20 protein-coding genes are annotated in these 21,566 nt (G+C 72.4%); 17 read left to right on the top strand and 3 right to left on the bottom strand.

Annotated features, from left to right (window positions below; all coding sequences use genetic code 11):
* Positions 1-595 precede the first annotated feature (595 nt).
* The 7 genes from ABT295_RS02075 to ABT295_RS02045 all read left to right on the top strand — a co-directional run bounded on the left by ABT295_RS02075 (position 596) and on the right by ABT295_RS02045 (position 6,750).
* Positions 596-1,159, top strand: a complete 564-nt coding sequence (locus tag ABT295_RS02075) for an HIT family protein (RefSeq protein ID WP_352392760.1) — start codon at positions 596-598, stop codon at positions 1,157-1,159.
* 94 nt (positions 1,160-1,253) lie between these two features.
* A complete protein-coding gene (gene pgsA / locus ABT295_RS02070) occupies positions 1,254-1,877 on the top strand; it encodes a phosphatidylinositol phosphate synthase (RefSeq protein WP_352392759.1) in 624 nt (207 codons plus the stop codon).
* Positions 1,874-2,851, top strand: a complete 978-nt coding sequence (locus ABT295_RS02065; protein ID WP_352392758.1) for a phosphatidylinositol mannoside acyltransferase — start codon at positions 1,874-1,876, stop codon at positions 2,849-2,851. The genes pgsA and ABT295_RS02065 overlap by 4 nt, the downstream gene beginning before the upstream one ends.
* Positions 2,848-4,020: a glycosyltransferase family 4 protein gene (locus ABT295_RS02060; RefSeq protein WP_352392757.1), complete on the top strand. Its 1,173-nt coding sequence runs from the start codon at positions 2,848-2,850 to the stop codon at positions 4,018-4,020. Before ABT295_RS02065 ends, ABT295_RS02060 begins: the two co-directional genes overlap by 4 nt.
* Complete coding sequence (locus tag ABT295_RS02055; protein ID WP_352392756.1) at positions 4,017-4,568, top strand: hypothetical protein; 552 nt, start codon at positions 4,017-4,019, stop codon at positions 4,566-4,568. The genes ABT295_RS02060 and ABT295_RS02055 overlap by 4 nt, the downstream gene beginning before the upstream one ends.
* A 98-nt stretch (positions 4,569-4,666) precedes the next feature.
* The gene (pdxS, locus tag ABT295_RS02050) at positions 4,667-5,614 is read left to right on the top strand and encodes a pyridoxal 5'-phosphate synthase lyase subunit PdxS (RefSeq protein WP_352392755.1); all 948 of its coding nucleotides are present in this window, start codon (positions 4,667-4,669) and stop codon (positions 5,612-5,614) included.
* A 101-nt stretch (positions 5,615-5,715) separates the two neighbouring features.
* Complete coding sequence (locus ABT295_RS02045; RefSeq protein WP_352392754.1) at positions 5,716-6,750, top strand: DUF4037 domain-containing protein; 1,035 nt, start codon at positions 5,716-5,718, stop codon at positions 6,748-6,750.
* A gap of 78 nt (positions 6,751-6,828) precedes the next feature.
* Here the strand turns inward: ABT295_RS02045 and kynU are convergent, their stop codons facing one another.
* On the bottom strand, positions 6,829-8,082 hold the full coding sequence (gene kynU, locus ABT295_RS02040) for a kynureninase (RefSeq protein ID WP_352392753.1): 1,254 nt from the start codon (positions 8,080-8,082) through the stop codon (positions 6,829-6,831).
* A gap of 148 nt (positions 8,083-8,230) precedes the next feature.
* On the opposite strand from kynU, the gene pdxT reads away from it, so the two are divergent.
* The 10 genes from pdxT to ABT295_RS01990 all read left to right on the top strand — a co-directional run bounded on the left by pdxT (position 8,231) and on the right by ABT295_RS01990 (position 18,846).
* Positions 8,231-8,893, top strand: a complete 663-nt coding sequence (pdxT, locus tag ABT295_RS02035; RefSeq protein ID WP_502991119.1) for a pyridoxal 5'-phosphate synthase glutaminase subunit PdxT — start codon at positions 8,231-8,233, stop codon at positions 8,891-8,893.
* Entirely contained in the window at positions 8,890-9,648 is a 759-nt protein-coding gene (locus ABT295_RS02030) for a YebC/PmpR family DNA-binding transcriptional regulator (protein WP_352392751.1), read from the top strand. The genes pdxT and ABT295_RS02030 overlap by 4 nt, the downstream gene beginning before the upstream one ends.
* Before the next feature lie 190 nt (positions 9,649-9,838).
* Positions 9,839-10,525: a crossover junction endodeoxyribonuclease RuvC gene (gene ruvC / locus ABT295_RS02025; protein ID WP_352392750.1), complete on the top strand. Its 687-nt coding sequence runs from the start codon at positions 9,839-9,841 to the stop codon at positions 10,523-10,525.
* Positions 10,522-11,124 carry a Holliday junction branch migration protein RuvA gene (gene ruvA / locus ABT295_RS02020; RefSeq protein ID WP_352392749.1) on the top strand — a complete coding sequence of 201 codons (603 nt, stop codon included), beginning with the start codon at positions 10,522-10,524 and terminating at the stop codon, positions 11,122-11,124. The genes ruvC and ruvA overlap by 4 nt, the downstream gene beginning before the upstream one ends.
* Complete coding sequence (ruvB, locus tag ABT295_RS02015) at positions 11,121-12,251, top strand: Holliday junction branch migration DNA helicase RuvB (protein WP_352392748.1); 1,131 nt, start codon at positions 11,121-11,123, stop codon at positions 12,249-12,251. The genes ruvA and ruvB overlap by 4 nt, the downstream gene beginning before the upstream one ends.
* Before the next feature lie 233 nt (positions 12,252-12,484).
* Entirely contained in the window at positions 12,485-12,871 is a 387-nt protein-coding gene (gene yajC / locus ABT295_RS02010; RefSeq protein ID WP_352392747.1) for a preprotein translocase subunit YajC, read from the top strand.
* 7 nt (positions 12,872-12,878) lie between these two features.
* Positions 12,879-14,822 carry a protein translocase subunit SecD gene (gene secD / locus ABT295_RS02005; RefSeq protein ID WP_352392746.1) on the top strand — a complete coding sequence of 648 codons (1,944 nt, stop codon included), beginning with the start codon at positions 12,879-12,881 and terminating at the stop codon, positions 14,820-14,822.
* A complete protein-coding gene (gene secF / locus ABT295_RS02000; protein ID WP_352392745.1) occupies positions 14,819-15,976 on the top strand; it encodes a protein translocase subunit SecF in 1,158 nt (385 codons plus the stop codon). Before secD ends, secF begins: the two co-directional genes overlap by 4 nt.
* 31 nt (positions 15,977-16,007) lie before the next feature.
* Positions 16,008-16,532: an adenine phosphoribosyltransferase gene (locus tag ABT295_RS01995; protein ID WP_352392744.1), complete on the top strand. Its 525-nt coding sequence runs from the start codon at positions 16,008-16,010 to the stop codon at positions 16,530-16,532.
* A 28-nt stretch (positions 16,533-16,560) separates the two neighbouring features.
* The gene (locus tag ABT295_RS01990) at positions 16,561-18,846 is read left to right on the top strand and encodes a RelA/SpoT family protein (protein ID WP_352392743.1); all 2,286 of its coding nucleotides are present in this window, start codon (positions 16,561-16,563) and stop codon (positions 18,844-18,846) included.
* A gap of 127 nt (positions 18,847-18,973) precedes the next feature.
* Here the strand turns inward: ABT295_RS01990 and ABT295_RS01985 are convergent, their stop codons facing one another.
* A complete protein-coding gene (locus tag ABT295_RS01985) occupies positions 18,974-20,722 on the bottom strand; it encodes a DUF349 domain-containing protein (RefSeq protein WP_352392742.1) in 1,749 nt (582 codons plus the stop codon).
* Positions 20,719-21,564, bottom strand: a complete 846-nt coding sequence (locus tag ABT295_RS01980) for a peptidylprolyl isomerase (RefSeq protein ID WP_352392741.1) — start codon at positions 21,562-21,564, stop codon at positions 20,719-20,721. The genes ABT295_RS01985 and ABT295_RS01980 overlap by 4 nt, the downstream gene beginning before the upstream one ends.
* Positions 21,565-21,566 lie beyond the last annotated feature (2 nt).

Here is a 21,566-nt window from a genome sequence, read left to right as displayed (position 1 = left end):
TGGAGACGGTGAAGGAGAGCCCCCGCCGACGTCGTCGGCGGGGGCTCCCGCCTCCCCACCGTCGAAAGGCCACTCTTTGCGGGTGCGTCCCCGTCGAGAGGCCAGTAGTGACGGGTGCGTCCCGTCGAGAGGCCACTCTTTGCGGGTGCGTCCCCGTCGACAGGCCGGCGTTCGCGCGTCCGTGTGCGGCGGGTTGACCCGGCGGGCACCCACCGGAATCGGCCTCTCGACGTTTTCATATCCACAAGATCTGGCCCCTCGACACTGCGGGACCCGCGAGAGGTGGCCTCTCGACGTTTCGAGACCCACACGAAGTGGCCTCTCGACGGTGCGGGGAAGTTCTGCGAAGTGGTTGCGCCGGGGCCCGGGCGGGTCTAGAACGAGTCGGTGGGCACGACCTCGGCCCTGCGGCTCTCACACCCGCAGGGCCGGTGCCTCGCCCAGCACCGGGGACGACGAAGGCCCTGCGGTCTCACACACCGCAGGGCCGTCCCCATTGAACCGAACGGCCGGAGCAACCGGAAATCGACACGCGGCGTGGGGGCACGGGAGCCGCTGGCGGGCCGTCGGCGTCCTCGTCCTAGGATCACGTGTCATGACGACGCAGGGGAGCGGCCCGACGACGCCGGAGCCGGCGGAGCACTTCGCCCGGGTCGAGGACGGCTTCGAGCGCCTGTGGACCCCGCACCGGATGGCCTACATCGAGGGCGAGAAGCCGAGCGACGACGCCGGCACCGGGTGCCCGTTCTGCGCCGCGCCCGGCAAGAGCGACGCCGAGGGACTCGTCGTCCACCGCGGCGAGCACTGCTACGTCGTGCTCAACCTCTTCCCCTACAACCCGGGCCACCTGCTCGTCTGCCCGTACCGCCACGTCTCCCTCTACGTCGACCTCACCGACGAGGAGACGACCGAGTTCACGGCCCTCACCAAGCAGGCGGTGCGTGCCCTCGAGGCCGCCTCCGGTCCCCACGGCTTCAACCTCGGCATGAACCAGGGCGCCGTCGCGGGCGCCGGCGTCGCGGCGCACCTGCACCAGCACGTCGTGCCCCGCTGGAGCGGCGACTCCAACTTCCTGCCGATCATCGGCCAGACGAAGGCGCTGCCGGTGCTGCTCGAGGACACCCGGTCGCGCCTCGTGGCCGCCTGGCCCACGGCCTGACGCCGCACGCGACCCACGGCTGACGCACGGCTGACGCGCCAGCCGTGGTCCGTGTGCCCGGGGCCGGCGCCGTCATCAGTACGCTGTCCCCACCATGCTCAACAGACTCCTGCGCGCGTCGATGACCAAGATCCTCGGTCCGATCGCCCACCTCTTCCTCAGGCTCGGCATCAGCCCCGACATCGTCACGATCGTCGGCACGGCCGGGGTGTGCGTCGGCGCGCTCGCGTTCTTCCCCCGCGGGGAGATCTGGGTGGGCGTGCTCGTCATCACGGCCTTCGTCTTCTCCGACAACGTCGACGGCATCATGGCCCGCGAGTCGGGCCGCTCGAGCAAGTGGGGCGCCTACCTCGACTCGACGCTCGACCGCATGGGCGACGCCGCGATCTTCGGCGGCCTCGTGCTCTTCTACGCCGGCCGGGGCAACAACCAGCTGATGGCCGGGCTCGCGCTCGCCTGCCTCATCCTCGGCAGCGTCGTCTCCTACGCGAAGGCCCGGGCGGAGGGGCTCGGCTACACCGCGAACGTCGGCATCGCCGAGCGCGCCGACCGCCTCGTGGCGGTGCTCGTCGCCGCGTTCTTCGCCGACGTGTTCAACTCGACCGTCCTGCTCGGCGTCGTGCTCGGCCTGCTCGCCGTCGCGAGCTTCGTCACGGTGCTGCAGCGCATGCTCACCGTGCGCCGACAGGCCCTCGCGTCCGGCGAGGTCAAGCCGTGAGCGCGACCGCTCGCGTGACCGACACGCTCAGCGTGCTCGGCTTCCGGGCGGGCTGGAAGGTCGTTCGCGCGCTGCCGGAGCGCACGGCATACGCCCTCTTCGACCGGGTGGCGGCGGTGGCCGTGCGCCGCGGGGGCAAGGGCATCGAGCGCCTGCGCTCGAACTACCGGCGCGCGCGGCCCGAGCTGTCCGAGGCCGAGCTCGACGCGCTCGTCTCGGCGGGCATGCGGTCCTACATGCGCTACTACTGCGAGGCGTTCCGGCTGCCGTCGCTGACGCGCGCGCAGATCGACGGCGCGGTCGAGGTACGCGGGGACGCCCCGGTGCGCGAGCTGTGCGCGCAGCAGCGGACCGTCGTCGTCTTCGTCGGCCACCTCGGCAACTTCGACCTCGCTGCGGCGTGGTCGGCGGGCAACCTGATGCCCGTGACGACGGTCGCGGAGCGGCTGAAACCCGAAGAGGTGTTCCAGGAGTTCGTGGCTTTCCGGCGCAGCATCGACATGGACATCATCCCGCTGACCGGCGGCGACGACCCGTTCCACGGGCTGCTCGACGCCGCCCGCTCGGGAGGGCGCGTCATCGCCCTCGCCGCCGACCGCGACCTCACCCACCACGGCGTGGAGGTCGACCTGCTCGGCCACCGGGCCCGCATGGCCAAGGGTCCCGCCGTGCTCTCGCTGATGACCGGCGCACCCCTCTTCTGCGCGCGCATCTGGTACGAGCCCGCCGCACCCGGCACCGGGCTCGGCGGCCACCGCACCGTCATCGAGTTCAGCGAGCAGCTGCACCCTCGCGTGCACGGCCCGACTCCGGAGCGCGCTGCCGACCTCGTGCAGCAGTGCGCCGACCACCTCGCCGGCGCCATCCGCGAGCACACGTCGAGCTGGCACATGCTCCAGCGCGTCTTCGTCGACGACCTCGACCCCGCCCGCAGCACCCAGCCGGCCGCCACCACCCCAGGGCCGGCCGCGTGAGGGTCGGCATCGTCTGCCCGTACTCGTTCGACGTGCCGGGCGGCGTCCAGTTCCACGTGCGCGACCTGGCCGAGCACCTCATCGGCCTCGGCCACGACGTGTCGGTGCTCGCCCCGGCCGACAGCGAGACCGAGCTGCCCGACTACGTGACGTCCGCGGGCCGCGCGACGGCCGTGCGCTACAACGGCTCCGTCGCGCGCCTCAACTTCGGGCCGGTCACGGCCTCCAAGGTCGGGCGCTGGCTCGAGGCCGGCGAGTTCGACGTGCTGCACCTGCACGAGCCGGTGACCCCGAGCGTCAGCGTCCTCGCCCTCATGGCGGCCGACGGGCCCATCGTGGCCACCTTCCACACCTCGATGCTGCGGTCGCGCACGATGCAGACGGCCTACCCCATCATCCGGCCGAGCCTGGAGAAGATCGCCGGGCGCATCGCGGTCAGCGAGGACGCCCGTCGCACCGTCACGACGCACGTCGGCGGCGACGCCGTCGTCATCCCCAACGGCGTCTACGTCGACCGGTTCGCCGAGGCGCCGCGCCGTGCGGCGTGGATGGGCAGCCCTGCCGCACCGACGATCGCCTTCCTCGGCCGCATGGGCGAGCCGCGCAAGGGCCTGCCCGTGCTCGCGGCCGCCCTGCCGGACGTGCTGCGGGCGGTGCCCGGGCTGCGGGTGCTCGTCGCGGGTCCGGGCGACCCCGATGAGGTCACCGAGGGCTGGCCGCCCGAGGTCGTGGCCGCATGCACCTTCCTCGGCTCGGTGTCCGACGCCGACAAGGCCTCGCTGCTCGCCTCCGTCGACGTCTACGTCGCCCCGAACACCGGCGGCGAGAGCTTCGGCATCATCCTCATCGAGGCGATGTCGGCGGGAGCCTGCGTGCTCGCGAGCGACATCTCGGCCTTCTCACGGGTGCTCGACGGCGGCGCCGCGGGCGCGATGTTCGCCAACGAGAAGCCCGACGACCTCGCCCGCGTGCTCGTCGACCTGCTGGCCCGACCGGCGCGCCGGGCCGAGCTCGCCGAGGCGGGGCAGCGCCGGGCGCGCCTCTTCGACTGGTCGGTCGTCGCCGACCAGATCCTCGCGGTCTACGAGACCGTCATCGAGGGTCGGGCGGCCGCGAGCTGGGAGCCCCCGCACCGATGGAACCGCTTCCTGCGAGGGGGTGCCCGGTGAGCGAGGTGCTCTCGTGGGTCTTCGCGATCCTCTTCGTGCTCGTCATCATCGCGTGGTACCTGTCCTACACCGCGGCCCGGCTCGACCGGCTCCACGTGCGGCTGAGCGGCACGCTCGCCGCGCTCGACGCCCGCCTCGTGCGCCGCGCCGAAGCCGCGATGGAGCTCGCCACGAGCGGCCTGCTCGACGGCGCGACCTCCCTCATCCTCGCCAACGCCGCGGCCGAGTCGCTGGAGGCCCCGACCGAGCACGGTGGCGCGCGCGAGCTCGCCGAGAACGACCTCACCGAGGCCCTCGACCTCGCGCTGAGCCCCGAGACGGTCGGCCACCTGCAGGCGACGGCGCTGGGCCAGGACGTGCTGGGCCGGGTCGGCTCCGCGTGCACCCGCGTGCAGCTGGCCCGCCGCTTCCACAACGACGCCGTCACCGACGTGCGCCGGGTGCGGCGCAAGTGGACGATCCGCGCCTTCCACCTCGCCGGCTACACGCCCCTGCCGCACACCGTCGAGTTCAACGACGAGATGCCGGAGCACCTCGCGCCCGTCTGAGCGAGCCCGGACCGCGTCGTGCGCACCCTGCCGCGGGGCCTACCCTGTGTGTCATTCCAGCCCCACCCTCTACCGGGCCCCCGGGAAAGCAGGACATCGTGAGCACCACCCCGACCACGGGCAGCACGCCCGCGGCTGACCAGCACAACGCCCCCGCCGGGGGCAGCAGCACCGGCACGACGCGCGTCAAGCGCGGCATGGCCGAGATGCTCAAGGGCGGCGTCATCATGGACGTCGTCACCGCCGAGCAGGCGAAGATCGCCGAGGACGCCGGCGCCGTCGCCGTCATGGCCCTCGAGCGCGTGCCCGCCGACATCCGCGCCCAGGGCGGCGTGTCGCGCATGAGCGACCCCGACATGATCGACAGCATCATCGAGGCCGTCTCGATCCCCGTCATGGCCAAGGCCCGCATCGGCCACTTCGTCGAGGCTCAGGTGCTCCAGAGCCTCGGCGTCGACTACATCGACGAGTCCGAGGTGCTCACGCCCGCCGACTACGCCAACCACATCGACAAGTGGCAGTTCACGGTGCCCTTCGTCTGTGGCGCGACGAACCTCGGCGAGGCCCTGCGCCGCATCACCGAGGGCGCGGCGATGATCCGCTCCAAGGGCGAGGCCGGCACGGGCGACGTCTCCAACGCGACGACGCACATGCGCACCCTCCGCGCGGAGATCAACCGCCTCCGCTCGATGAGCCCCGACGAGCTCTACGTCGCGGCGAAGGAGCTGCAGGCGCCCTACGAGCTCGTGCGCGAGGTCGCCGAGGCCGGCAAGCTCCCCGTCGTGCTCTTCACGGCCGGCGGCATCGCCACGCCCGCCGATGCGGCGATGATGATGCAGCTCGGGGCCGAGGGCGTCTTCGTCGGCTCCGGCATCTTCAAGTCCGGCAACCCCGCCCAGCGCGCGGAGGCCATCGTCAAGGCCACGACCTTCCACGACGACCCCGACGTCGTCGCCAAGGTCTCTCGTGGGCTCGGCGAGGCGATGGTCGGCATCAACGTCGACGAGATCCCGCAGCCGCACCGGCTCGCCGAGCGCGGTTGGTGATCTGCGGCCAACCCGCCACTCGCTGACGTATGCCGCCGTGCCCCACCGGGCGCGGCGGCATACGTGCGTCATCGCCGCGCCTGGCTGGCACGATCGGGAGCGTGAGCCCCACCGGAGCGCAGCTGTCGCGGTCGTACTTCGAGCAGGTCGTGCGACCGCTGGTCGAGGCACGCTGGCCCGGGCTCCCGTATGCCGCCGGCCGCCTCGGCAGCGGATCGGACGTGCTCGGCCTCGACGACGCGCTGTCGCGCGACCACGACTGGGGCCTGCGGCTCAACCTCCTCGTCCCGCCCGACGCGGTCACCGAGGTCGACGCCCACCTGGCCGACCACCTGCCCGAGTCGTTCGCCGGTCACCCGACCGCGTTCGCGACGACGTGGGACCCCGTCGTGCGCCACCGGGTCCAGGTCGAGACCGCCCGCGACCTGGCCGTCTCGCGCCTCGGGGTCGACCCCACCGGCGAGCTCGCGGTGGACGACTGGCTGGCGCTGACGGGCCAGGCCGTCCTCGAGGTCACCGGGGGAGAGGTGTTCGCCGACGGCGCGGGCGAGCTGGCCGGCATCCGCCGTCGGCTCGCGTGGTACCCCGACGACGTGTGGCGCCACGTCGTCGCCAGCGACTGGGCGAGGCTCGCGCAGGAGCTGCCCTTCGTGGGTCGCACGGGGGAGCGCGGCGACGAGCTGGGCTCGGCGGTGGTTGCGGCGCGCCTCGTCGGCGTCGCGCTGCACCTCGGCCACCTGCTCGAGCGGCGCTGGCCGCCCTACTCGAAGTGGGTCGGCACGAGCTTCGCCCGACTGCCCCGGGCGCGCGAGGCGGCCGAGCCGCTCCTCGCGGCTGCCCGGGCCGACGACTGGAGCTCGCGCGAGCAAGCGCTCGTCGAGGCGCTCCGCATCCTGGCCCGGGTGCAGGCGCAAGCGGGGCTGCCGACCGTCGGCGATCCGGTGGAGCCGTTCTGGGACCGGCCCTACCGCGGTGTGCGCGAAGCCGTCGTCGTGGCGCTCGGGGAGAGCATCACCGACCCGGCCGTGCGCCTGCTGCCACGCGGCGTCGGCTCGGTGGAGCAGTGGAGCGACAACGTCGACGTCCTGACCGACGCCCACCTGCGCCGTCACCCCCGCGACGGCAACACACCGTGAAAGACGCAACCCACCGGGATCGGATCCCGGTGGGTTGCGTCTTTCTCGGTGTGTTGCGGGGGCCTGGCGCGGGGCGGGTCAGGTGACGGCGCCGCGCTCGTTGAACTCGGGGCGCTCGAACTCGCGGCCGTCGAGCACCGCCTTGACGTGCTCCGCCGCACGCACCGCGTCGACGTGCGTGACGTAGAGCGGCGCGAAGCCGAGCCGGATGATGTCGGGCTCGCGGAAGTCGCCGATGACGCCGCGCGCGATGAGCGCCTGCACGACCGCGAAGGCCTGCGGGTGCCGCAGCGAGACCTGCGAGCCCCGCCGCTCCGGCTCTCGCGGCGTGGCGAGCGGGAGGTCGACCCCCAGCGCGTCGAGCGCGTCGATGAACGTCTGCGTCACCGACAGCGACGCGGCGCGCACGTCGGCGGGGGAGAGCCCGTCGTATGCCGTCAGGGCCGCCTCGAGCGCCAGCACCGACAGCAGGGGCGGGGTGCCGACGCGGGCCCGGGTGATGCCGGGGGCCGGCTCGTAGTCCGGGCGCATGGCGAACGGGTGCGCGTGGCCCTGCCAGCCGGTGAGCGGCTGGTCGAAGTCGTCCTGGTGCCGCGTGGCGACGTAGAGGAACGCCGGCGCGCCGGGACCGCCGTTGAGGTACTTGTAGCCGCAGCCGACGGCGAGGTCCGCGCCGCCCGCGTCGAGGTCGACCTCGACGACGCCGGCCGAGTGGCAGAGGTCCCAGCAGGCCAGCCCGCCGACGGCGTGGGCGGCCTCAGTGATCGCCACGAGGTCCCACAGCTCGCCGGTGCGGTAGTCGACGCTCGAGTACGACGCGAGCGCGAGGTCGTCGCCGATCTCGGCGATCGCGGCCACGACGTCGCGCGGGTGCACCCGGCGCACCTCGAGCCCGGCGAGGGCCGCCGCGGACTCGGTCACGTAGAGGTCGGTGGGGAACGAGTCGGGGTCGGTGAGCACGACCCGGCGCCCCGGGCGCAGCCGTCCCGCGCCGATGACGGCCTTGAAGAGGTTGACCGAGGTCGAGTCGGTGACGACGACCTGCCCCGGGGCGGCGCCGACGAGCCGCCCGACGAGGTCGCCGACCCGGGTCTGCGCGCCCCACCAGTCGGCCTCGTTCCAGGAGCGGATGAGGCGCTCGCCCCACTGCCGGTGCATGACGTCGTCGACGACCCCCGGCACGGCGGAGGGCAGCGCCCCGAGCGAGTTGCCGTCGAGGTAGACCACGTCGTCGGGGAGGGTGAAGAGGTCACGCCGGCCCTTCAGGGGCGAGGCGTCGTCGGCCTCGCGGGCGCGGGCGGTGAGGTCGTCTGAGGTGTGCACCGTCGTCATGGCCGCAACGTATCCGGTGACGGGCGGTCGTCGTCAGACGCCCGCTCCACCGTGTCTCGCATGCCAGACGCTTGTCCACCTGCACGCCACCGACCGACCCGGTCCGGGAGGCCGCGCGCGCACGGCATACGATCTGGCTCTTGTGGAGATCACCGTGGGAGTCCTCGCCGTGCAGGGCGACGTGCGCGAGCACCTCGCCGCCCTGGCGTCGCTCGGCGCCGAGGCGATCCCGGTGCGGCGGCCCTCCGAGGTGGCGGCCGTCGACGGGCTCGTCATCCCCGGCGGGGAGTCGACCGTCATGGACAAGCTGGTGCGCGCCTTCGAGCTGCGCGAGCCGCTCGTGCGGCGCATCGCCGAGGGCCTGCCCGTCTACGGCTCGTGCGCGGGCATGATCATGCTCGCCGACCGCATCGCCGACGGCCGTCCCGACCAGCAGACGCTCGGCGGCCTCGACATCACGGTGCGGCGCAACGCCTTCGGCCGGCAGGTCGACTCCTTCGAGACGGAGCTCGACTACGCGTGGAGCGACCCCGAGGCCCTCGCGCCGGCGGGCCCGGTGCACGCCGTCTTCATCCGGGCGCCGTGGGTCGAGCAGGCCGGCCCGGACGTCCAGGTGCTCGCCCGCGTGGGTCACGGCCCCGCCGCCGGTAGGATCGTCGCGGTCCGGCAGGGCAACCTGATGGCCACGTCGTTCCACCCCGAGGTGGGCGCCGACCGCCGGATCCACGCCGAGTTCGTCTCGATCGTCAGAGAGCACCGACTCCAGCAGTCGGCTGCCCGCCAGTCACCGGAACGCGAGGACACTGCATGAGCGGCCACTCCAAATGGGCCACCACGAAGCACCAGAAGGCTGCCAAGGACGCCAAGCGCGGCAAGCTCTTCGCCAAGCTCATCAAGAACATCGAGGTCGCGGCCCGCCAGGGCGGCGCCGACCCGACGGGCAACCCGACCCTCTACGACGCCATCCAGAAGGCGAAGAAGACGTCGGTGCCGAACGACAACATCGACCGTGCGGTCAAGCGCGCGTCGGGTGCCGAGGCGGGCGCGGCCGACTGGCAGACGATCATGTACGAGGGCTACGCCCCCAACGGTGTCGCGATCCTCATCGAGTGCCTCACCGACAACCGCAACCGTGCGGCCGCCGAGGTGCGCACGGCGCTGACCCGCAACGGCGGCCAGCTCGCCGACCCGGGCTCGGTGTCCTACGTGTTCAACCGCAAGGGCGTCGTGACGGTGCTCAAGGAGGCCGGCTCCGAGGACGACATCCTCGAGGTCGTGCTCGAGGCGGGCGCCGAGGAGGTCAACGACAACGGCGACACCTGGGAGATCATCTCCGAGGCCACCGACTTCGTCGCGGTGCGCCAGGCGATCCAGGACGCCGGCATCGACTACGAGTCCGCCGAGGCGTCCTTCGTGCCCAACCTGCAGGTGCCGCTCGACCTGGACGGCGCGAAGAAGATGATCCGGGTCATCGAGGCCCTCGAGGACAGCGACGACGTGCAGAACGTCTTCGCCAACGGCGACATCCCCGACGACGTGCTCGCCCAGCTCGACGACGAGGAGTGAGCCCGCGGGCCACGCGCCCACGACGGCTCCGGGCCGCAGGTCCGACCAGGAGGCACGCCGGTGACCGGCGTGCCTCCCGTCGTTCCGGCACCGGCCCGTTAGCGTTGGCCCCGAACACCTGTTCGGTTCGTCCCGACCGTCCCGACCGTCCCGACCCACCCGCACCACCCGCACCCCGAGGAGGTATGCCGTGCGCGTCCTCGCGGTCGACCCCGGCCTCACGCGGTGCGGCGTCGGCGTCGTCGACGGCGTGCCGGGCCGGAAGCTCTCGCTCGTCGAGGTCGGCGTCATCCGCACCCCGGCCGGCGACCCGACCCCGAAGCGCCTCGTCGCCGTCGAGGACGAGATGCGCCAGTGGTTCGCCCGGCACCGCCCCGAGGCCGTCGCCATCGAGCGCGTCTTCGCCGACACCAACGTCTCGACGGTGATGGGCACCGCGCAGGTGACCGGCATCGTCATGATCATGGCCGAGCGCCTGGGGCTGCCGGTGACGCTCCACACGCCCACCGAGGTCAAGGCCGCCGTGAGCGGCAGCGGCCGCGCCGACAAGGCCCAGGTGACGACGATGGTGACCCGCCTGCTCGGCCTCGCCACGCCGCCGAAGCCGGCCGACGCCGCCGACGCCCTCGCCCTCGCCATCTGCCACGTGTGGCGCGGAGGCACCCAGAGCCGGCTCGAGGACGCCCGGCTCGAGGTGCTCGCGCGCAGCGGCAGCCGGGGGAGCGGCATACCCCGTCGGGTGCCCCCGGGTGCCGCTCCCGCCCAGCGCCGCCTGCGCGCCGCCTCCGACGCCGTGACCCGGCAGCCGCCTCCGATCCCCACCCGACAGCCAGCCGCCAGCCCCACCCGCCAGACCCCTGGAGCCCAGCCCCGATGATCGCCTCGCTCTCCGGCACCGTCCTCAAGGTCGGCCTCGACTCCGTCGTCGTCGGCGTGGGCGGGGTCGGCATGCTCGTGCACACGACCCCGGCCACGGCCACCGCGGTGCGCCTCGGCCAGCCGGCCGAGCTCGCCACGAGCCTCGTCGTGCGCGAGGACTCGCTGACGCTCTACGGCTTCGCCACCGAGGACGAGAAGCACGTCTTCGAGACGGTGCAGACGGTTTCGGGCGTCGGCCCGCGCCTCGCGCTCGCCGTCCTCGCCGTGCACTCGCCGGATGCCGTGCGCGTGGCCCTCGGCACCGGCGACCTGGTCGCGCTGACGAAGGTGCCCGGCATCGGCAAGAAGGGCGCCGAGCGGCTCGTGCTCGAGCTCAAGGACAAGCTCGGCGCGCTGCCCGGCTCGGCCGGGCACACGGAGCCGGCCCCGCTCGACACCGGCGAGGCCTGGCGCGAGCAGGTGCGCGAGGCCCTCGTCGGCCTCGGCTGGAGCGTGCGCCAGGCCGACGACGCGCTCGACAAGGTCGCGCCCCGCGCGGCCGAGGGCGCCGGCGTGTCGGCGCTGCTCCGTGCCGCCCTGCAGGAGCTGGGCCGATGACCGTCGACCGCGGCTGGGAGCTCGAGCAGGCTGCGCAGACCTGGGACGACGGCTCGTTCGACGCCACGGCCCGCATCGTCGACGTCGGCAGCGACGGCGACGAGCGGGTGGTCGAGGCGGCCCTGCGCCCCAAGCGCCTCGAGGACTTCCCCGGGCAGACGCGCGTGCGCGACCAGCTCGGACTCGTGCTCAAGGCGGCCCGGCACCGCGGCACGCCGCCCGACCACGTGCTCCTCTCGGGTCCCCCCGGCCTCGGCAAGACGACCCTCGCGATGATCGTCGCGAGCGAGCTCGAGCAGCCGATCCGCATCACCTCGGGCCCGGCCATCCAGCACGCCGGTGACCTCGCCTCGGTGCTGTCGTCGCTCGCCGAGGGGGAGGTGCTCTTCCTCGACGAGATCCACCGGATGTCGCGGTCGGCCGAGGAGATGCTCTACCTCGCGATGGAGGACTTCCGCGTCGACGTCGTCATCGGCAAGGGCCCGGGCGCGACCGCGATCCCGCTCGAGCTGCCGCCCTTCACGGTCGTCGGCGCGACGACCCGGGCCGGCCTGCTGCCGGCCCCCCTGCGCGACCGGTTCGGCTTCACCGGTCACCTCGACTACTACGCGGCCGCCGACCTCGAGACGATCCTGCACCGCTCGGCCCGGCTGCTCGGCCTCGACGCCGACGCCGAGGGCATCGCCGAGATCGCGCTGCGCTCGCGCGGCACCCCGCGCATCGCCAACCGGCTGCTGCGGCGGGTGCGCGACTGGGCGCAGGTGCACGGCGAGAACCGCGTCACGCACGGCGCGGCCCGCCAGGCGCTGGCGCTCTTCGACGTCGACGAGCGCGGCCTCGACCGTCTCGACCGGGCCGTGCTCGAGGCGCTGTGCCGGCGATTCAACGGCGGCCCGGTCGGCCTCTCCACCCTGGCCGTCGCCGTGGGGGAGGAGCCCGACACCGTGGAGACGGTCGCCGAGCCCTACCTCGTGCGCGAGGGCTTCATGGTCCGCACGCCCCGCGGTCGCGCCGCCTCCTCGCTCGCGTGGGAGCACCTCGGCCTGACCCCGCCGGTCGAGGCGCAGTCGATGTGGTCGGCGACCCTGCCGATCGACGAGGCGGGCGGCGGGCGCTTCGACGCGTGAGCGGGGCGGCGGCGGCTGCCCCGAAACAGGTCAAAACGTGACCGGCGCGTGACGGTCCGCGGGCCCGCGTGGTCTGACAAACTGCATCGGCGCCCGTAGACTCCTGCGGGCACCATCGCCGGTGCCGCGGCACCATCCGGTGCCCCCGGTCGTTGACGCGACATCCGACCCCGAACACCGGGTCGTGGCGCGCGCCCCGACAACCGGACGAAGACACGAAGGACTGAGCTGACATGAGCACCAACGGGACCTTCTCGTTGCTGATTTTCGCCCTTCCCCTGCTCCTGCTGGGCTGGCTGTTCTACACCCAGAACAAGCGGATGAAGCAGATGCGCGACTTCAGCTCCTCGCTCAACGTCGGCGACTCGATCGTCACGTCCTCGGGCATCTACGGCACGGTCAAGCACCTCGACGACACCAGTGCGTGGCTCGAGATCGCGGAGGGAACGACGATCCGCGTCGACCGTCGCGCGATCGCCATGAAGCAGGCCGACCCCGCGACTCCGGGCACCGCCGGCACCACCGGCACCACCGGCACCACCGGCACCACCGGCACCGCCGCGCCTGTCGCCGACGACGCCCCGGGCACGACCCCGGGTTCCCCGCAGAACGGTCAGTGAGGGTTCCGTGGCCAAGAGTTCCACCAAGCAGTCGGCGAGACGCAGCCTCCTCGCCCTCATCGTCGTCATCTTGGGCCTCGGCGCCCTCGTCGGGGGCCTCGCCAAGTGGGGCGACGGCCAGGCCGTCCCGCGCCTCGGCCTCGACCTCGAGGGCGGCACCGAGCTCGTGCTCAAGCCGCAGCTGAACGACGGCCAGACCGTCAACGAGGGCCAGGTCAACCGCGCCGTCGACATCATCCGCCAGCGCATCGACGCCAACGGCGTCTCCGAGTCGGAGATCTCGACGCAGGGCGGCCAGAACATCGTCGTCTCGATCCCCGGGGCTCCCACCCCCGAGCAGCTCGACGCGCTGAGCAAGCCCTCGCAGCTGCGCTTCCGCGCCGTCTTCGTCGAGGCCGTCGACCCGAACGCCGCGCAGGCCGGCTCGACCGTCAACCCCGGTGGCACCCCGACGCCGTCCGGCACCTCGACGGGCACCCCGACGGGCACCGGCACCGCGACCAGCCCGGCCACCGGCACGCCGAGCGCGACGGCCACGCCGTCCGGCTCCTCGACCGCCGCCAACGGCGTCGTGCCGCAGGCCTTCGCCGCCGCCACCACGGCTCCGACCCCCGCCGCGACCTCGACGGGGTCCGCCACGGCCACCCCGGCACCGACCGCGACGACGCCGGCCCCCGCGCCGACGGCGCCCGCGCCCACCGCCGCCGAGACCGAGGCCGCGATCAAGACGCAGGCCAGCACCGGGCTCGTCGGCCTCGGCTGGACCAAGGCGAAGGCCGACGCGGCCGCGGCGACGGTCGCCAAGCAGTACACCGCGCTCAACTGCGCCACGCCCGGCGCCGTCGACAAGATCAAGGACGACCCCGCCCTGCCGCTCGCCACCTGTGGAGAGGACCGCGTCACCAAGTACGTCCTCGGCCCGAGCGAGATCGACGGCAGCGAGATCGCCGACGCCTCGAGCGGCTACCAGGTCGGCCCCAACGGCCAGCCCACCTCGATCGTCGAGGTCGCGCTGTCGTTCAAGGACGCCGGCAAGACGAAGTTCGCCGCCGTGACCAAGCGCCTCTACGCCCAGCAGTCGCAGCCGCCGTTCGACCAGTTCGCCATCGTGCTCGACAAGTCGGTCATCAGCGCCCCGCGGTCGCAGGCCGTTATCACCGACGGTCGCGCCTCGATCACCGGCTCGTTCACCATCGACTCGGCCAAGCAGCTCGCCGAGCAGCTGAAGTTCGGCGCGCTGCCGATCTCCTTCGCGCTGCAGACGCAGGACAACATCACGCCCCAGCTCGGTGAGGAGCAGCTGCGCATCGGCCTGCTCGCCGGCCTCATCGGTCTGCTGCTCGTCGTCGTCTACTCCCTCATCCAGTACCGCGCCCTCGGCATGGTCACGGTGCTCTCGCTCGTCGTCGCGTCGGTCATCACCTACCTCGCGGTGACGGTGCTCGGCACGACCCACGGCTTCCGCCTGACCATGGCGGGCGTCACCGGCCTCATCGTCGCCATCGGCGTCACGGCCGACAGCTTCATCGTCTACTTCGAGCGCATCCGCGACGAGGTGCGCGACGGCCGTCCGCTCGTGGCCGCCGTCGAGACGGGCTGGAAGCGTGCCCGCCGCACGATCATCGCGGCCGACGCCGTGAACTTCATCGCGGCCGGTGTGCTCTACTTCCTCGCCTCGAGCAACGTGCGCGGCTTCGCGTTCACGCTCGGCCTGACGACGCTCATCGACCTGATCGTCGTCGTCCTCTTCACCCACCCGATGGTGCAGCTGCTCGCGCGCACCGAGTTCTTCGGCAACGGTCACAAGTGGTCGGGCCTCGACCCGCAGCGCCTCGGCGCCAAGGAGTCGGTGCGCTACCGCGGCCGCGGCCAGTTCGGGGCTCCCGGCGCGCAGCGCCCGCCCGCCACCGTGGGCTCGGCCCGCGTCGCCGAGGGGAAGGCCCAGGCATGATCAACTTCGCCCAGGTCGGCAACGACCTCTACACCGGCAAGCGCTCGATCGACTTCATCAAGCGCCAGAAGACCTGGTATGCCGTCTCGGCCGTCCTCATCGCCCTCGCCCTGATCGGCATCTTCGCCCGCGGCCTGAACTTCGGCATCGAGTTCAGCGGTGGCTCGGAGTTCCGCGTCCAGGGCGTCACGAACAGCGAGAGCTACGAGCAGAAGGCGCAGACCGCCGTCTCCGACGCCGGCATCGAGGGCAACGTCGTCTCGACGATCGTCGGGCAGAACACGGTCCGCGTGCAGACCGAGGCCGCCGCCGGGCTCACCGACGAGGCCAGCGCCGCACTGGCCAAGGAGTTCGGGGTCCCGACGACCTCGGTCAGCGCGTCGCTCATCGGCCCCAGCTGGGGCGCCTCGGTGAGCAAGCAGGCCATCCAGGGCCTCGTCGTCTTCCTCATCCTCGTCACGATCGTCATGGCGCTCTACTTCCGCACCTGGAAGATGGCCGTCTCGGGCCTCGTCGCACTGCTGCACGACCTCGTCATCACGGTCGGCATCTACGCGCTCTTCGGGTTCGAGATCACGCCGAGCTCGATGATCGGCTTCCTGACGATCCTCGGCTACTCGCTCTACGACACCGTCGTCGTCTTCGACAAGGTGCGCGAGAACACGGCCGAGGCGTTCCGGACGCGTCGCATGACGTACTCGGCCGCCGCGAACCTCGCCGTCAACCAGACGCTCGTCCGCTCGATCAACACGACGGTCGTGGCCCTGCTGCCGATCGCCGCGGTGCTCTTCGTCGGCTTCACGCTGCTCGGCCCGGGCACGCTGCTCGACCTGTCGCTCGCGCTCTTCATCGGCATCGCGGTCGGCGCGTACTCCTCGATCTTCATCGCGACCCCGCTGCTCGTCGACCTGCGCCGCAACGAGCCGGCCGTGCTCGAGCTCGACAAGCACGTCGCCCGCCTGGCCGCCAAGGCAGGGTCGGCCCCGGCGCCCCGCCCCGAGGAGCTGGTGGCCGTCGGTGCCGACCGCACGGGAGCCGCCGCGGCCGCCGCCGACGCATCGCTGCCCGAGGGTGCACCCCGCCCGGTGCACAAGTACGCCCAGGCCGCCGGTCCGCGCAACCAGCCCAAGCGCGCCCCCAAGTCGCGCCGCTGACCGCGGTCGGCACCACCCCAGGAGACACGGCGTGAGCCAGATCAGTGACCTCGTCGCGAGCAGGCTGCGCGACATCCCCGACTTCCCGAAGCCGGGCGTCCTCTTCAAGGACTTCACGCCGCTCATCGCCGACGGCCCCGCCCTGCGCGAGCTGGTGCGCGACATCGCGCAGCGCTACGCCGGGTCGGTCGACGTCGTCGTCGGCATCGAGGCCCGCGGCTTCATCCTCGGTGCGGCCGTGGCCTACGAGCTCGGCCTCGGCATGGTGCCCGTGCGCAAGGCCGGCAAGCTGCCGGGGGAGACGCTCAAGGAGTCCTACGCGCTCGAGTACGGCACGGCCGAGATCGAGGTGCACTCCGACGCCTTCGAGCCGGGCCAGCGCGTCCTCGTCATCGACGACGTGCTCGCCACCGGCGGCACGGCCGAGGCCACCGCCCAGCTCGTCGAGCGCGCCGGCGCGCAGGTCGCCGCGATCGAGGTCGTCCTCGAGCTCGCGTTCCTCGACGGGCGCCGCCGGCTCGGCGACCGGCCCGTCAACGCCATCCTCACGGTGTGACCTCCGCGCGAGCGCCTAGACTCTCTCCATGAGCGAGGACGTCCGCAGCGAGCTGTCCACCCCGTCGCGGGTGCGCGCGCGCTTCGCCCGCTTCGGCGCCACGCGTCCGGCGGGAAACCCCGTCCTCGAGCCGCTCATGACGGCGGTCCGCCAAAACCACCCGAAGGCCGACCTCTCCGTCATCGAGCGGGCGTATGCCGTCGCCGAGCGCGCGCACGACGGCCAGATGCGCAAGAGCGGCGACGCGTACATCACGCACCCGCTCGCGGTGACGACGATCCTCGCCGAGCTCGGCATGACGCCGCCCACCCTGGCGGCGGCGCTGCTGCACGACACGGTCGAGGACACGGCATACGGCCTCGACGAGCTGCGGCGCGACTTCGGCGACGAGATCGCGATGCTCGTCGACGGCGTGACGAAGCTCGACAAGGTGACCTACGGCGAGGCCGCCCAGGCCGAGACGGTGCGCAAGATGGTCATCGCGATGGCGCGCGACATCCGCGTGCTCGTCATCAAGCTCGCCGACCGGCTGCACAACGCGCGCACGTGGCGCTACGTCAGCGCGGAGTCGGCCAAGCGCAAGGCCAACGAGACGCTCGAGATCTACGCGCCGCTGGCCCACCGGCTCGGCATGAACACCATCAAGTGGGAGCTCGAGGACCTCTCGTTCGCGACGCTCTACCCGAAGGTCTACGACGAGATCGTGCGCCTCGTCGCCGAGCGCGCCCCGGCCCGTGAGGAGTACCTCGCGAGCGTGCGTAGCCAGGTCAACGAGGACCTCACGGCGGCGAAGATCAAGGCCGTCGTGACCGGCCGTCCCAAGCACTACTACAGCGTGTACCAGAAGATGATCGTGCGCGGCCGCGACTTCGAGGAGATCTACGACCTCGTCGCGGTGCGCGTGCTCGTCGACACGGTGCGCGACTGCTACGCGGCGCTCGGTGCGCTGCACTCGCGGTGGAACCCGGTGCCCGGCCGGTTCAAGGACTACATCGCGATGCCGAAGTTCAACATGTACCAGTCGCTACACACGACGGTCATCGGCCCGCAGGGCAAGCCCGTCGAGATCCAGATCCGTACGCACACGATGCACCGGCGCGCGGAGTACGGTGTCGCCGCGCACTGGAAGTACAAGGACCAGGCGGCCGGCGGCGGCCCCGCGCGACCCGGCGAGACCACGCCGCAGAACGACATGGCGTGGCTGCGCCAGCTGCTCGACTGGCAGCGCGAGACCGAGGACCCGGGCGAGTTCCTCGACTCGCTGCGCTTCGAGATGGGCAGCAGCGAGGTCTACGTCTTCACGCCCAAGGGCTCCGTCGTGGCGCTGCCCGTCGGCGGCACCCCCGTCGACTTCGCGTATGCCGTGCACACCGAGGTCGGTCACCACTGCATCGGTGCGCGCGTCAACGGCCGGCTGGTGCCGCTCGAGTCGACGCTCGAGAACGGCGACGTCGTCGAGGTGCTGACGAGCAAGGCCGACGGCGCGGGGCCCTCGCGCGACTGGCTGCAGTTCGTCAAGAGCCCCCGCGCACGCAACAAGATCAAGCAGTGGTTCTCCAAGGAGCGTCGCGAGGAGGCCATCGAGGCCGGCAAGGACTCGATCGCCAAGGCGCTGCGCAAGCAGAACCTGCCGCTGCAGCGGCTGATGAGCCACGAGTCGATGACGGCCGTCGCGACCGACCTGCGCTACCAGGACATCGAGGCGCTCTACGCGGCGGTGGGCGAGGGGCACGTCTCGGCCCAGCACGTCGTCGGGAAGGTCGTCGCGTCGATGGGCGGCGTCGACGGCGCCACCGAGGACCTCGCCGAGGCGACGGTCCCGACCCGGGCCTCGAGCCGGCGCAGGGCCGGCGACCCGGGCGTGGTCGTCGTCGGCACGGCCGACGTCTGGGTCAAGCTCGCCAAGTGCTGCACGCCGGTGCCGGGAGACCCGATCATCGGGTTCGTCACCCGGGGCAGCGGTGTGTCGGTGCACCGCGTCGACTGCACGAACGCCGACCAGCTGACGGCCAACCCCGAGCGGCTCATCGACGTCGAGTGGGCCCCGAGCTCGGCGAGCGTCTTCCTCGTGCAGCTGCAGGTCGAGGCGCTCGACCGCAACCGGCTGCTCAGCGACGTGACGCGGGTGCTCTCCGACCAGCACGTCAACATCCTGTCGGCCTCGGTGCAGACGTCACGCGCGCGGGTGGCGATCTCCCGGTTCACGTTCGAGATGGGCGACCCCGCGCACCTCGACCACGTCATCAAGGCCGTGCGCAAGATCGACGGCGTCTTCGACGTCTACCGCGTCAACGGCGGCAAGTCCACCAACTGAGAGCAACCGTCGAGGGGCCACTTCTCGCGGGATGGCACGTGACGAGAGGCCAGTTCCTGCGGCAGGAACTGGCCTCTCGTTGTGTGCGAAGCCGCGAATCGTGGCCTCTCGACGGTTGGGCGCTGTGTCAGCCGCCGAACTCCGCGACGCCGGCGCGGGCCTGGTCGAGCCAGACCTGACGGGCGTCGAGGGCCTCCTGCGCCTTGCGCACCTTGCTCGCGTTGCCCGAGGACTCGGCCTTGGCGAGGTCCTCACGCAGGTCGGCGACCGCCCGCTCGAGCTGGTCGACCATGGCCTTGGCGCGCGCGGCCACCTCGGGGTTGCTCGACTTCCACTTGCGGTCCTCGGCGTCGCGCACGGTCTGCTCGACGCGGCGCATGGCCTTCTCGACCCGGTCCATGTCGGCGCGGGGCACCTTGCCGGCCGCGTCCCACTTGTCCTGGATGGTGCGCAGCTGGCTCTTGGCCTTCTCGAGGTCGGTGACCGGCAGGATCGCCTCGGCCTCGACGAGCAGGGCCTCCTTGACCTCGAGGTTGCCGCGGTACTGCTCCTCCTCGGCTGCGACGACCTCGTCCTTGGCGGCGAAGAAGCTGTCCTGCGCGGCCTTGAACCGGGCCCACAGCTTGTCGTCGTCGGACCTGCTCGCCCGGCCGGCGCGGCGCCACTCGTCCATGAGCCGCTTGAAGGCCCCGGCCGTGGCCGCCCAGTCGGTGCTCGAGGCCAGCGCCTCGGCCTCGGCCACGAGGCGCTCCTTGGCCGACTTGGCGTCCGCGTGCGCGGCGTCGAGGCCGGCGAAGTGACTGCGGCGGGCCTTGTCGAAGCCGTTGCGGGCCGAGCTGAAGCGGGTCCACAGGCTCGACTCGGTCTCGCGCTCGAGGCGGACCGAGGCGCGCTGGTGGGCCTTCCACTCGTCGAGCAGCTCACGCATGCGCGCCCCGCTCGTCTTCCACTGGATGCGGTTCTCGGGCTGGCCGGCGATGGCCTCGGCCTCGGCGACGATCCGCTCGCGCTCGGCGGTGGCCGCCGCACGGGCCTCGGCCCGGTGCTGCTGCTCGACCTTGCGCTTGCTCGCGATGCCCGACTGGATCTCGTCGAGCTTGGCCGCGAGCGCGTCGAGGTCGCCGACGACGGTCGCGTCGGTGACCTGGGCGGTGAGCGTCTTGAGCCCCTCGGCGACGTCCTTGCTCGGCACCTCCGGCTGCGCGAGGCGCTGCTCGAGCAGGACGGCGGAGGCGAAGAGCTCGTCGTACTTGCGCGCGAAGTAGGTGAGCGCCTGCTCGTTGCTCGCACCGGGGTAGGAGCCGACCTCCTGCTCGCCCTCCTTGGTGCGCACGAAGACGGTGCCGTTGTCGTCGACGCGACCGAAGGCCGCCGAGGCCGAGTGGTCCGTCGTGATGAGGGCGGGCGCGGCAGCCACCGGAGGGTGCGGCACCGCCTTGGCGAGGGCAGCCGGCGTCGGGATGGCCGAGGGCTTGGGCACGCTCGCCGGCGTCGGGGCCGACGGGGCGGGGGCGGGGGCCGGGGCCGGGGCCGGGGTGGGGGCTTCCGACGCCGAGGGCGCCTCTGCTCCGGGGGCGTCCTCGGTCGAGGCCTCTTCTGCCGCAACGGGTTCCGGCGCCTCGGTCGTGGCCTCGGCGCTGTCGCCGGTCTGCGCGGTCTCGGTCGTCTCCGCGGCCCCGTCTGCCTCGGAGGCCTCGGCGCTGTCGGCGCCTTGGGCGCTGTCGGCGCCCTCGGTGCTGGCCACCGACGCGACGGCGTCGGCCGTCTCGGCCTCCGCCGGCGTCACGGGCCCAGACGTCTCGGACGTCTCGGACGTCTCCGTCGCCTCGGCGACCGGGGTGGTCTCGTCAGGCTCGGGCTGGTTCATCTCGCTCATGCCTTCTTCTCCGTCACAGTGACACTGAGGATGCTGATCGGGTTGACCGGCGTGGGCTCGCCCGCCGCGACGAGACCGCCCGCGGCGATCTTGTCGACGATGTCGAGGCCCTTGGTCACCTTCCCGAAGATCGTGTAGCCGCCGCCATCGGTGGGCAACTGGGTTTCCTTGTACGTGATGAAGAACTGGCCGCCGTTGCTGTTGGGGTCCTGGGTGCGGGCCATCGCGAGCACGCCGCGGGGGTACTTGCCGTCCTTGGGCGCGTTCTCGATGCCGAAGCCGTAGCCGGGGTCGCCCTGGCCGGTGCCGGTGGGGTCGCCGCACTGGAGCACGTAGATGCCGTCGGTGGTGAGGCGGTGGCACGGGCTCGGCGCCCAGTAGCCGGTCTTGGCGAGGTTGAGGAACGACGCCACCGTCTGCGGGGCCTTGGCGCCGTCGAGCTCGAGGACGAGGTCGCCGCAGGTGGTCTTGACCGTCGCGACGAACGTCTTGCCGGCCGCCGTCGCCTTGGACGGCACGGTGGTCTGCTGCTTGGGCTTGGCCTGCAGCGCCGGGGGAGCCGTGCAGCCGGCCGCCAGCTTCTGCCCGGCGGCGAGGCCGCCCGACGAGGTCGTGGCGCCGTCGGTCGGCTGGGTCGCCGGCGCGGTCGACGCCGCGGACGGGGTGTCCGAGCTGCCGACGATCTTGGGCACCGCGATGACGGCGGCGATGACGAGGATGACCGCGAGGATCACACCGAAGACCTGCTTGTCGCGCGTCGCGTCACCCACCGGGGGCTTGGCGGTCTTCTGTTGTTCCTCATGGCGGCGGCGCGCACGTGCGCGTTCCTGCTCTTTGGTCACGA

Origin of the sequence: Terrabacter sp. NPDC000476 (assembly GCF_040300125.1) — a bacterium.
GTDB lineage: Bacteria > Actinomycetota > Actinomycetes > Actinomycetales > Dermatophilaceae > Terrabacter.
The sequence above is the reverse complement of the archived record's forward strand: the minus strand, read 5'-3'. Positions and strand labels throughout refer to the sequence as shown.

Excerpts from the sequence above, each read along its gene's own strand:
- kynU (WP_352392753.1), bottom strand. The coding sequence starts at position 8,082 with ATGACGACGGTGCACACCTCAGACGACCTCACCGCCCGCGCCCGCGAG.
- ABT295_RS01985 (WP_352392742.1), bottom strand. The coding sequence starts at position 20,722 with ATGAGCGAGATGAACCAGCCCGAGCCTGACGAGACCACCCCGGTCGCC.
- secF (WP_352392745.1), top strand. The coding sequence starts at position 14,819 with ATGATCAACTTCGCCCAGGTCGGCAACGACCTCTACACCGGCAAGCGC.
- pgsA (WP_352392759.1), top strand. The coding sequence starts at position 1,254 with ATGCTCAACAGACTCCTGCGCGCGTCGATGACCAAGATCCTCGGTCCG.
- ABT295_RS02030 (WP_352392751.1), top strand. The coding sequence starts at position 8,890 with ATGAGCGGCCACTCCAAATGGGCCACCACGAAGCACCAGAAGGCTGCC.
- ABT295_RS01990 (WP_352392743.1), top strand. The coding sequence starts at position 16,561 with ATGAGCGAGGACGTCCGCAGCGAGCTGTCCACCCCGTCGCGGGTGCGC.
- ruvA (WP_352392749.1), top strand. The coding sequence starts at position 10,522 with ATGATCGCCTCGCTCTCCGGCACCGTCCTCAAGGTCGGCCTCGACTCC.
- ruvB (WP_352392748.1), top strand. The coding sequence starts at position 11,121 with ATGACCGTCGACCGCGGCTGGGAGCTCGAGCAGGCTGCGCAGACCTGG.
- ABT295_RS02075 (WP_352392760.1), top strand. The coding sequence starts at position 596 with ATGACGACGCAGGGGAGCGGCCCGACGACGCCGGAGCCGGCGGAGCAC.
- yajC (WP_352392747.1), top strand. The coding sequence starts at position 12,485 with ATGAGCACCAACGGGACCTTCTCGTTGCTGATTTTCGCCCTTCCCCTG.